2 protein-coding genes are annotated in these 1,014 nt (G+C 60.3%); both read left to right on the top strand.

The genetic code is table 11. The features are described 5' to 3' along the window. Window positions 1-276 (top strand): MocE family 2Fe-2S type ferredoxin (locus tag NKI85_RS37745; RefSeq protein WP_352780977.1); only part of this gene is annotated, 276 nt, incomplete at its 5' end. A 6-nt stretch (window positions 277-282) separates the two neighbouring features. Further along, the coding region (locus NKI85_RS37750) for a TIM barrel protein (RefSeq protein WP_352780979.1) at window positions 283-1,014 on the top strand (732 nt) is incomplete at its 3' end.

Genomic DNA, 1,014 nt, shown 5'->3' on the forward strand with positions numbered 1-1,014 from the left:
ATCGAAGCCGAGGAAGCCAAGCGCTTCGAGAATGGCGGCCGTACCTTCGCGATCTTCCGCAACGACGCGGATGAATACTACTGCACAGACGGGCTTTGCACGCACGAGAAGATTCACCTCGCTGACGGCCTCGTCATGGCGAATACGGTGGAATGCCCCAAGCACGCTTCCGTTTTCGACTTCACGACTGGCGAAGTAGAGACGCCCCCGGCCTGCGAGAACCTCAAAACTTACAAGACGAAGGTCGAGAACGGCCGCGTCATGGTCGAGGTTTGAGCCGTCATGAGCCAACCCTTCCAGTTGGCCGCCTGCGCCGAGATGCTTTGGCTTGATCGTCCGATGGCTTGGCGCGTCGCACGTCTGCATGAGATGGGTTTCGGCGTCGGATTGTGGAATTGGCCGGACCATGACCTCGCAGCGCTCGAGAAGTCAGGGGCGACCTTCACGATCATGAACGGCTACCTCGAAGGAAGGCTCGCCGACGACGAGGGCGCCAACATGCTCTTGAAGTCCGCCCTGGAGACCGCAAAAGTCGGAAAGCGCCTCGGGATTGCCAGGCTCAACCTGCACGGCACCGGGCTCGGCGAAGGCGGCATTCCTATTGTGAAGTCCGAAGTCGAGACCGGCCCCATGTGGCTGAAGGCGCGGGACACCTTGAACTGTATCTGCGACATGGCCGAGGCCGAAGATGTCGTCTTCACGCTTGAAAACCTGAACCTGCTTGACCACCCGGGCTGCCCCTTCGGCTCGACGGCAGCGGTGCTGGCATTGGTGTCATCGATCAATAGACCCCAACTGCGGATCAACCTCGACCTTTATCACACTCAGATCGGCGAAGGCGATATCGTGCGCTGGTGCGAGAAGTGCCTGCCCTTCATCGGCGAGGTGCAGGTGGCCGATAATCCGGGTCGTTGCGAGCCGGGAACAGGCGAGATGAACTGGCCCAACATCGCGAGAGCTCTATTCGACATGGGGTATCGCGGGCCGGTGGGTCTGGAAGCCTTTGCCCAAAAC

Origin of the sequence: Mesorhizobium sp. M0571 (assembly GCF_040320985.1) — a bacterium.
In the GTDB taxonomy this organism is placed as follows: domain Bacteria; phylum Pseudomonadota; class Alphaproteobacteria; order Rhizobiales; family Rhizobiaceae; genus Mesorhizobium.